Here is a 9,417-nt window from a genome sequence, read left to right as displayed (position 1 = left end):
TCTTCCGATCTGGTAGCTCCGGCTACCAGAAGTGCGCACGGGTCGGCCGACTTACCGCCCACGCAACCGCACTCCGCCGTGCAGAAGGAACGACATCGATGAGCATCGAGATCTCGAACGAATCGGGCATGGACGTCGTCGAGGAGGACCTGCTCGACGTCGCCCGCTTCGTCATCGCCAGGATGGACGTGCATCCCGCGGCGGAACTGTCGATGGTGCTGGTCGACTCCGACACGATGGCGGATCTCCACATGAGGTGGATGGACCTTCCCGGACCCACCGACGTGATGTCCTTCCCGATGGACGAACTCGAGCCGGGCGGTCGTCCGGACGCACCGGAACCCGGCCCGTCGATGCTCGGCGACATCGTGCTGTGCCCGTCGTTCGCGGCAGATCAGGCAGCCAAGGCCGGTCACTCGCTGGGACACGAACTCGCGCTGCTCACCGTCCACGGCATGCTGCATCTGTTGGGCTACGACCACGCGGAGCCCGAGGAGGAGAAGGAGATGTTCGGTCTCCAGAACGACCTCCTGACGCAGTGGTACGAGGACCTGCGCCGCGCCGAACGCGAAGCGCGTCTCGCCGCCCGTGACCAGCAGTTGCTGGGCAAGACGGGTTTCGTCGACGATCCGGACAAGTGATGCCGCCGGCAGGTGACCGGCGCCGGGGAGGGAACATCGCGTGACCACCGTGCTGCTGATCGTGCTCGCACTCGTGCTGGTGCTCTTCGGCGGTGTGTTCGCCGCGCTCGACTCGGCGCTGAACACCGTCTCCGCCGCCCGGGTGGAAGACATCGCCAAGGACGGCCGGGCGGGGGCACACCGGTTGCTCGAGATGCTCGACGACCGCCCCCGCCACGTGAATCTGGCGGTGCTGCTGCGCATTCTGTGCGAGATCACCGCGACGGTGGTGCTCGCCGGGGTCCTCCTCGGCGACCTCGACACCGTGTGGGCCCTCGTTGTCAGTGCGGCTGTGATGGTGGTCGTCGACTACGTCGTCATCGGTGTCGGCCCTCGCACCCTCGGCCGCCAACACGCGTACACGATCGCGATGACCGCGGCGGCACCGATGCGCATCCTCGGGGTGATCCTGGGACCGCTCAGCAGGGTGCTGATCCTCGTCGGCAACGCCCTCACGCCCGGTCGCGGATTCCGGAACGGTCCGTTCGCCAACGAGATCGAACTGCGCGAACTGGTGGACCTGGCCCAGGAGCGCGGTGTCGTCGCCGACGACGAACGGCGGATGATCCAGTCCGTCTTCGACTTCGGTGACACCACCGCGCGCGAGATCATGGTGCCGCGACCCGAGATGGTGTGGATCGAGGAGTCCAAGTCGGCCGGGCAGGCGACCTCGCTCGCGGTGCGCAGCGGCCACTCCCGCATCCCCGTCATCGGCGAGAACGTCGACGACGTGCTGGGTGTCGTCTATCTCAAGGACCTCGTCCAGCAGACATACCACTCGCGCGACAGCGGGCGCAGCGTCTCGGTCGCCGATGTGATGCGCCCGGCGGTGTTCGTGCCCGATTCCAAACGGCTCGACGACCTGCTCTCCGACATGCAGCGCGACCGCAACCACATGGCGATCCTCGTCGACGAGTACGGCGGTATCGCCGGTCTGGTGACGATCGAGGACGTCATCGAGGAGATCGTCGGTGAGATCGCCGACGAGTACGACGTCGGGGAGATCCCCGACATCGAGGATCTCGGAGACGGCACCTACCGTGTGTCGGCGCGGCTCCCCGTCGAGGATCTCGGTGAGGTGTTCGGCATCGAGATCGACGACGACGAGGTCGACACCGTGGGCGGACTCCTGGGCTACGAACTCGGTCGCGTCCCGTTGCCCGGATCCGAGGTGACCACCCACGGACTCGTCCTGCACGGCGAGGGCGGCCCCGACGTGCGCGGCCGTGTGCGCGTGAACACCGTGTTCGTGCGTCGCGCCCCAGAACCCGACCCGACCGCCCCCGACGCGGAGACCTCCGAGGAGCACTCATGACCGACACCGACTTCCGTTCCGGCTTCATCTGTTTCGTGGGACGGCCCAATACCGGCAAGTCGACGTTGACGAACGCGATGGTCGGCAGCAAGATCGCGATCACGTCGTCGCGACCGCAGACGACCCGGCACACCATTCGCGGCATCGTGCACCGCGAGCACGCCCAACTGATCCTCGTCGACACGCCCGGACTGCACCGCCCGCGCACCCTGCTCGGCCAGCGGCTCAACGATCTCGTGCGCGACACCTACTCGGAGGTCGACGCGATCGGCATGTGCTTTCCGGCAGACGAGAAGATCGGGCCCGGCGACCGGTGGATCCTCGAGCAGGTGCGGCACGTCGCGCCGCGGACCCCGGTCGTCGGCATCGTCACGAAGATCGACAAGGTGGGCAAGGACCGGGTCGCCGCGCAGTTGATGGCCGTGTCGAAGCTGCTCGGCGCCGACGCCGATGTCGTGCCGGTGTCCGCCGCGTCGGGTGAACAGGTCGAGGTCCTCGTCGACGTGCTCGCGTCGAAGATGGAACCGGGTCCGGCGTTCTACCCGGACGGTGAGCTCACCGACGAACCCGAGGAAACCCTCATGGCCGAGCTGATCCGCGAGGCCGCGCTCGAGGGGCTCGGCGACGAACTGCCGCATTCGCTGGCCGTCGTCATCGAGGAGGTCCGCGAACGCGAGGGGCGAACCGAGAAGCAGGGTCCGATGCTTGATGTGCACGCATTCCTGTACGTGGAGCGACCCAGCCAGAAGGGCATCGTCATCGGAAAGGGCGGTGCACGCCTACGGGAGGTCGGTACCGCGGCCCGCACCCAGATCGAGAAACTCCTCGGCGTGAAGATCTATCTGGACCTGCACGTCAAGGTCGCCAAGGACTGGCAGCGTGATCCGAAACAGCTCGGACGGTTGGGGTTCTGAGCGAATGTATCGCTCGCTCGATTGATCAGAGCGAGCGATACATTCGCTCGGGATGCGCGGTGGCTGCGTGGAGCAGCAACAGTACCGATGACGCGAGGTCGGCGTCGGCCCCGGTGGACAGTCGCCGCAGTTGGAGCCCGGCGATCGTCGCCACCAGTGTGGGCGCGAGGGTTTCGGGACGCGGTACCCCCAGTGCCGTGAGGATCGCAACGGTCAGCGCGTCGTATCCGGCCCAGCACTCGGCGGTGGCCTCACGCAGATCGGGGTCTCGGCCGGCCTGGACGTACAGTTCGAACGGTGCGATCCGTTCGGCGGTGAACGCGAGATCCTCTGCCACACGCTCGACGACGTGAGCTGCCTCGCTCAGTGACAACGACTGTGCCCGATAGCTTTCCGCGATCTCCCGCAACCGTTCGGTTTCCTCCTCGGCGAAGGTCGTCAACGCGGTACGCAGTAGATCGGCCTGGCTGGGGAAGTGGTAGGTGATCGACCCGAGTGACACGCCGGCGTGAGAGGCGATGCGGCGGTTGCTGATCGCCGCGATCCCCTCGATCCCCACCAGGTGCAGTGTCGCATCGATGATGCGTCGTCGTGCGTCGGTGCCCACCGTCACCACCACCGTTCGGGGGTCTGCTCGTGCCACCGCAGCACCGATTCGAGCTGCGAGGCCAGTGCCACGAGCAGCGGTTCGGATTCGGTGTGTCCGAGAAGTTGTGCGCCGACGGGAAGTCCGCCGTCGGTGAATCCCGCGGGGACGTTCACGCCGGGCCAACCCAGGACGTTCCACGGCCACGCATACGGGCACGTCGCGGTGATCACCTTGTCGGTCGCCCACCCGCCGATGCCGTCGATCGCGTCGACGGGCGGCGGTGGCGTCGCGGTCGTGGGAGCCAGGACGACGTCGACGGTCTCGAATATACGACCGACTCGGCGTCGCAGGTACGGTTCGGCGGCCCGTGCTGCGCGGAGCGGAAGGCCGTGCAGCAACCGGCCGGTGCGGGCGTTGCTGCGGGTGCGGGCGTCGGCGAGCGTCGGGTCGGGCAACCGTCGGAGCCAGTCGTCGATCCCGGCCAGTGAGCGGGGCAGGAAATCGAGACCGAAGGCGAATCCGTAGTCGGGGTCGGCGAGCACGACGCGATGCCCGAGGTCGCGCAGGGTCGCCGCGAGCGCGACGACACGGGATCGGACCTGCGGATCGAGGGGGTGCGGTGTCGCGGTGAACGGTGCCTTCAGCGACAACGCGACGGTGAGTCGCCCCGGATCGCGGCCGACGGCATCGGAGATTCTCGTCGGGGTGCAGCGATGGAGATCGCCGGGATGGTTGCCCGAGATCACATCGAGCAGCAACGCGGCGTCGGCGACGGTCCGGGCGAGCGGGCCGTGTGTCGTGAGTCCGTAGAACGCTTCGGGCTCGGGCCACGTCGAGACCCGCCCGCGTTGCGGTTTGATGCCGACGAGGTTGGTCCATGCCGACGGAATGCGCACCGAGCCGGCGCCGTCGGAACCGACCGCGGCGGGCACCAGCCCGGCGGCGACGGCCGCGGCCGCGCCACCCGACGAGCCACCGGGGGTGTGTTCGCGCGACCACGGATTGCGTGTGTGCCCGAAGGTGCTGCTGCCGGTGAGCGGCCATTGGCCGAGCTCGGGCGAGTGGGTCTTGCCGACGATGACCGCTCCGGCCTCCCGCAGCCGGCGGACGATCTCGGCGTCCTCGGTTCGGGGCCGGAAGTCGCCGGGGCATCCGAAGGCCGTGGACTCCCCGGCGACGTCGGTGTCGTCCTTGACGGCGATCGGCACGCCGAGCAACGGCAGGTGTTCGCCGGCGGCGCGCCGGCGATCGGCGTCGGCCGCCTCGGTCGTCGCGGCGGTGTCGCGGACCACGCGGAACGCGTTGAGGGTGGTCCTGCTCGCGTCGATCCGGTCGAGCGCGGCGCGGGTCAGGTCGACGGAGGTGGTCGCGCCGGTGTCGAGTGCGGCGACGGTCGCGGTGAGGTCGGCGGAGCGGGTCGGCGTGTCCTGCGTGGTCATGACATCCCCCAAGTGTTGTTCGTTCGAACGAACGATAACGCGTTCCATTCCCGCTGTCGAGGGTCGGACCGATGCGGTGTCGGCGCGACGTGACACACTCGGATGTGTGAGGCTGTACCGGGACAACGCCGTGGTGCTGCGTCAGCACAAGCTCGGCGAGGCCGACCGCATCATCACGTTGCTCACCCGTCGTCACGGACTGGTGCGGGCGGTGGCCAAGGGCGTGCGCCGCACTCGGTCGAAGTTCGGCGCGCGGCTCGAGCCGTTCGCCCACGTCGACGTGCAGCTGCACCCCGGACGCAGCCTCGACATCGTCACCCAGGTCCAGACGCTCGACGCGTTCGCGGTCGGCATCGTCGGCGACTACGGCCGCTACACGACGGCGTGTGCGATCCTCGAGACCGCCGAGCGGCTCGCCGGGGAGGAACGCGCCCCCGTGCCCCGGCTGCACGCCCTCACGGTCGGTGCGCTGCGTGCGGTGTGCGACGGCGCCCGTCCCTGCGAACTGATTCTCGACGCGTATCTGCTGCGCGCGATGCTCTATGCCGGCTGGGCGCCCGCGATCACCGACTGTGCACGGTGCGCCCGGCCGGGGCCGCACACCGCCTTCCACGTCGCGGCCGGCGGTGCCGTGTGCGTGCACTGCCGACCGCCCGGTGCCGCGACACCCGCGCCCGGTGTGCTCGAACTCATGAATGCCCTCGACCGAGGACGCTGGGACGACATCGGCGACGTCCCCGACGCGGTGCGCAGCCAGGCGAGCGGCCTGATCGCCGCGCACCTGCAGTGGCACCTCGAACGGCAACTGCGCACGCTGCCGCTCGTCGAGCGCAGCGGACCGACCGGGCCCGGTCCGGCCCGGTCGGGCATCAGGCAGGATGAACACCGTGATCCGACGCCGCGAACCGCACCCACAGCCTGACCGTGTGATCCGTCCACCCGACCCGCACCCGTCGGGTGCGCGCGCCCCGATCATCCAACCGGAGCTGATCCCGCGGCACGTCGCGCTCGTGATGGACGGCAACGGCCGCTGGGCGCAGGAGCGGGGTCTGCCACGCACCGCGGGCCACGAACGCGGCGAGGCCGTCCTGATGGACACCGTCGAAGGGTGCATCGAGATCGGTGTCGAGTGGCTGTCGGCCTACGCCTTCTCCACCGAGAACTGGAAGCGGAGTCCCGACGAGGTCCGGTTCCTCATGGGCTTCAACCGCGACGTGATCCGTCGCCGCCGCGACGAGATGCACGAAATGGGTGTGCGGGTCCGGTGGGCGGGACGGCGACCGCGACTGTGGCGCAGCGTCATCAAGGAACTCGAGATCGCCGAAGAGCTCACGAGGGACAACGACGTGATGACCCTGACGATGTGCGTCAACTACGGGGGGCGTGCCGAGATCGCCGACGCGGCCCGCGAGATCGCACGTCGGGTCGCGGCGGGAGAACTCGATCCCGAGAAGGTCACCGAGGCGACGATCGCGCGGCACCTCGACGAACCCGACATGCCCGACGTCGACCTGTTTCTGCGCCCGTCGGGCGAGCAACGCACGTCGAACTTTCTGCTCTGGCAGTCGGCCTACGCCGAAATGGTGTTCCAGGACAAGAACTTCCCGGACTTCGACCGGAGGGATCTGTGGGCGGCGTGTGTCGAGTACGCCTCGCGCGACCGTCGGTTCGGGGGTGTGAAGTGAGTGCGCTGCAGGACCGGATCGCGACGTTGCTCACCCCGTTCGTCGAGGTGCGTGGCGCCGAGGCCGGTGGTGACGATGCGCTCGGCTTCGACTACGGATCGGTGCCGTTCGCGTTGCAGGTGGTGACCCTCACCGACGGACTCGACGTGGTGTCGCTCACCGGTGTGCTCGGTTGGGATCTGCCGGCCGGTGACGGTGTGCGTGCCCGCGTTGCCGGGATCGCCGATGCGCTGCAGTTCGGATCCGTCCACGTCGTCGAACGCGACAGCGACGTCGACGTGGTGTGGCGCTACTCCTTCCCGGCGACCGGGTTGGACGACACCCCGTTGACGACGATGTTGCTGCTGGTCCTCGACGGTGCCGCCGGCGCGCGGGAATCTCTCGCCGCGTCCTGAGGGGGTCGGTCCGCGGTCGCGCAGGTCCGGCACGACCCGAAGATCTCGATCGTGTGGCTGACGTCGGAGAATCCGTTGTCCTCGGCGATCGCGTACGACCAGCGTTCGACCTCGGGGCCGTCGACCTCGACGGTGAATCCGCAGTGTCGGCAGACCAGGTGGTGGTGGTGTCCGGACGAGCAGCGCCGGAAGATGGATTCGCCCGAGTCGGTGCGGAGCACGTCGACGCTGCCGGACTCGGCGAGGGACTGGAGTGTGCGATAGACGGTGGTCAGCCCGATTCCCTCGCCGTGGCGGCGCAGTTCTTCGTGCAGTTCCTGGGCGGTGCGGAACTCGTCGGTGCTGTCGAGCAGCGCCACGATCGCGCTGCGTTGTCTGGTGGAGCGCACCCCGACGAGGGGTTTGCGGGTGGAGGTCACGGCCGGGTTCATCCTTCCTGGGCGTGGGCGACGGCGTCGACGACGATGTGGGCGAGGTGATCGTCCGCGAGGTGGTAGACGACCTCCCGTCCGGACCGTTCGCCGCGCACCACACCCGCGGTCTTGAGGACGCGCAGGTGCTGGCTGATCAGTGGCTGGGTGACGCCGAGTGTGGCGACGAGTTCGTGGACGCACTGCGCCGACTGCTGCAGTTGCAGCACGATCGCGATGCGGACGGGTGCGGAGAGTGCCCGCAGCAGTTCGCCGGCCGCGACGAGGGTGTCCGCCGGCACGGTCGGTGCGGCCGTGCACGCTGGATCGTGGCCGGGAACAGGGGCGTTCGCCACGCAGTCGTCCCGGCCGGTAGCGACGCTCATGGGCGCTCCTCACCGAACCGATGGTCCTCTTGTTATTGCAAACCGATTCCATTTTGATATGCACGGATGTGCATGTCAACCGGCGTGTCCGGCGCGGACGGCGGAGCGATAGGCTTGGAGGTCGACGCATGTTGCGAACCCGCATCGAAGATGGAGAGAACCCGAGTGGCACCCAAATCCAAGATCGATACCGTCGCCAATCTCGCGAAGCGCCGAGGTCTGGTCTACCCCTGCGGTGAGATCTACGGCGGCACCAGGTCGGCCTGGGACTACGGGCCGCTCGGTGTGGAGCTCAAGGAGAACATCAAGAAGCAGTGGTGGCGCAACATGGTCACCGGCCGCGAGGACGTCGTCGGTCTCGACTCCTCGGTGATCCTGCCCCGTCAGGTGTGGGTGGCTTCCGGTCACGTCGGTGTCTTCAACGACCCGCTCGTCGAATGTCTGAGCTGTCACAAGCGGCACCGCCAGGATCACCTGCAGGAAGCGTACGCGGACAAGAACAACCTCGACGACCCCGATGCGGTGCCGATGAGCGAGATCGTGTGCCCCGATTGCGGTACCCGCGGCCAGTGGACCGAGCCCCGCGACTTCAACATGATGCTCAAGACGTACCTCGGGCCGGTGGAGTCCGAGGACGGCCTGCACTACCTGCGGCCCGAGACGGCGCAGGGCATCTTCGTGAACTTCGCGAACGTGCTGAACACCTCGCGCAAGAAGCCGCCGTTCGGCATCGGACAGATCGGTAAGAGCTTCCGCAACGAGATCACGCCCGGCAACTTCATCTTCCGCACCCGCGAGTTCGAGCAGATGGAGATGGAGTTCTTCGTCAAGCCGGGTGAGGACGAGGAGTGGCACCAGTACTGGATCGACTACCGCATGGACTGGTACACGGGTCTCGGGATCAACAAGGACAATCTGCGGCTGTACGAGCACCCGAAGGACAAGCTGTCGCACTACTCGAAGCGCACCGTCGACATCGAGTACCGATTCCGGTTCCAGGGCAGTGAGTGGGGTGAACTCGAGGGCGTCGCGAACCGCACCGACTTCGACCTGTCCACCCACGCGGAGCACTCCGGTGTGGACCTGAGCTTCTTCGACCAGGCCGCCAACGAGCGCTACACGCCGTACGTCATCGAGCCGGCGGCCGGTCTGACCCGCTCGCTGATGGCGTTCCTCGTCGACGCCTACGTCGAGGACGAGGCCCCCAACGCCAAGGGCGGTGTCGACAAGCGCACCGTGTTGCGCCTCGATCGCAGGCTGGCACCGGTGAAGGCTGCGGTGCTGCCGCTGAGCCGCAACGCCGATCTCAGTCCGAAGGCCAAGGACCTCGCCGCGCAGTTGCGCAAGAACTGGAATGTCGAGTTCGACGATGCGCAGGCCATCGGACGCCGCTACCGGCGCCAGGACGAGATCGGCACCCCGTTCTGCATCACCGTCGACTTCGACACCCTCGAGGACCAGGCCGTCACCGTCCGTGAGCGCGACACGATGGAGCAGGAGCGTGTGTCCCTCGACCAGGTGGAGGGCTACCTCGCGCAGCGGTTGATCGGCGCCTGACCCACCCGTGCGCGCTTCTGGTAGTACCCACTACCAGAAGCGCGCAC

Annotated in this window: 11 protein-coding genes; 7 read left to right on the top strand and 4 right to left on the bottom strand. The window is 67.9% G+C overall.

Translation table 11 applies throughout. The features are described 5' to 3' along the window. The first annotated feature begins 98 nt into the window (after nt 1-98). From ybeY to era, 3 genes are read left to right on the top strand one after another with little or no spacing between them, the layout of a single operon-like run. Nucleotides 99-641, top strand: coding sequence for an rRNA maturation RNase YbeY (gene ybeY, locus LDQ05_RS18415; RefSeq protein WP_226438404.1), 543 nt, complete (start codon nt 99-101; stop codon nt 639-641). Between the two features lie 40 nt (nt 642-681). Further along, complete coding sequence (locus LDQ05_RS18410; RefSeq protein WP_226438403.1) at nt 682-1,995, top strand: hemolysin family protein; 1,314 nt, start codon at nt 682-684, stop codon at nt 1,993-1,995. Then, on the top strand, nt 1,992-2,909 hold the full coding sequence (gene era, locus LDQ05_RS18405) for a GTPase Era (protein ID WP_226438402.1): 918 nt from the start codon (nt 1,992-1,994) through the stop codon (nt 2,907-2,909). The genes LDQ05_RS18410 and era overlap by 4 nt, the downstream gene beginning before the upstream one ends. Before the next feature lie 25 nt (nt 2,910-2,934). Here era and LDQ05_RS18400 read toward each other — a convergent pair whose 3' ends face one another. Both LDQ05_RS18400 and LDQ05_RS18395 read right to left on the bottom strand, forming a co-directional pair. Next, complete coding sequence (locus LDQ05_RS18400; protein WP_226438401.1) at nt 2,935-3,516, bottom strand: TetR/AcrR family transcriptional regulator; 582 nt, start codon at nt 3,514-3,516, stop codon at nt 2,935-2,937. 2 nt (nt 3,517-3,518) lie between these two features. Further along, nucleotides 3,519-4,937, bottom strand: coding sequence for an amidase (locus tag LDQ05_RS18395; protein ID WP_226438400.1), 1,419 nt, complete (start codon nt 4,935-4,937; stop codon nt 3,519-3,521). A 106-nt stretch (nt 4,938-5,043) separates the two neighbouring features. Between LDQ05_RS18395 and recO the strand changes: the two genes are divergently transcribed. From recO to LDQ05_RS18380, 3 genes are read left to right on the top strand one after another with little or no spacing between them, the layout of a single operon-like run. Continuing rightward, the gene (gene recO / locus LDQ05_RS18390; RefSeq protein WP_226438399.1) at nt 5,044-5,859 is read left to right on the top strand and encodes a DNA repair protein RecO; all 816 of its coding nucleotides are present in this window, start codon (nt 5,044-5,046) and stop codon (nt 5,857-5,859) included. Continuing rightward, a complete protein-coding gene (locus tag LDQ05_RS18385; protein WP_226438398.1) occupies nt 5,816-6,622 on the top strand; it encodes an isoprenyl transferase in 807 nt (268 codons plus the stop codon). Before recO ends, LDQ05_RS18385 begins: the two co-directional genes overlap by 44 nt. Next, entirely contained in the window at nt 6,619-7,017 is a 399-nt protein-coding gene (locus tag LDQ05_RS18380) for a hypothetical protein (RefSeq protein ID WP_226438397.1), read from the top strand. Before LDQ05_RS18385 ends, LDQ05_RS18380 begins: the two co-directional genes overlap by 4 nt. Here LDQ05_RS18380 and LDQ05_RS18375 read toward each other — a convergent pair. Next, the gene (locus LDQ05_RS18375; RefSeq protein WP_226438396.1) at nt 6,912-7,448 is read right to left on the bottom strand and encodes a Fur family transcriptional regulator; all 537 of its coding nucleotides are present in this window, start codon (nt 7,446-7,448) and stop codon (nt 6,912-6,914) included. The genes LDQ05_RS18380 and LDQ05_RS18375 overlap by 106 nt on opposite strands. Continuing rightward, the gene (locus tag LDQ05_RS18370; protein WP_226438395.1) at nt 7,445-7,813 is read right to left on the bottom strand and encodes an ArsR/SmtB family transcription factor; all 369 of its coding nucleotides are present in this window, start codon (nt 7,811-7,813) and stop codon (nt 7,445-7,447) included. Before LDQ05_RS18370 ends, LDQ05_RS18375 begins: the two co-directional genes overlap by 4 nt. Before the next feature lie 165 nt (nt 7,814-7,978). On the opposite strand from LDQ05_RS18370, the gene LDQ05_RS18365 reads away from it, so the two are divergent. After that, a complete protein-coding gene (locus LDQ05_RS18365) occupies nt 7,979-9,370 on the top strand; it encodes a glycine--tRNA ligase (RefSeq protein WP_226438394.1) in 1,392 nt (463 codons plus the stop codon). Nucleotides 9,371-9,417: the final 47 nt, after the last annotated feature.

It is taken from the genome of Rhodococcus yananensis, assembly GCF_020515525.1.
In the GTDB taxonomy this organism is placed as follows: Bacteria; Actinomycetota; Actinomycetes; order Mycobacteriales; family Mycobacteriaceae; genus Rhodococcus; species Rhodococcus yananensis.
The sequence above is the reverse complement of the archived record's forward strand: the minus strand, read 5'-3'. Positions and strand labels throughout refer to the sequence as shown.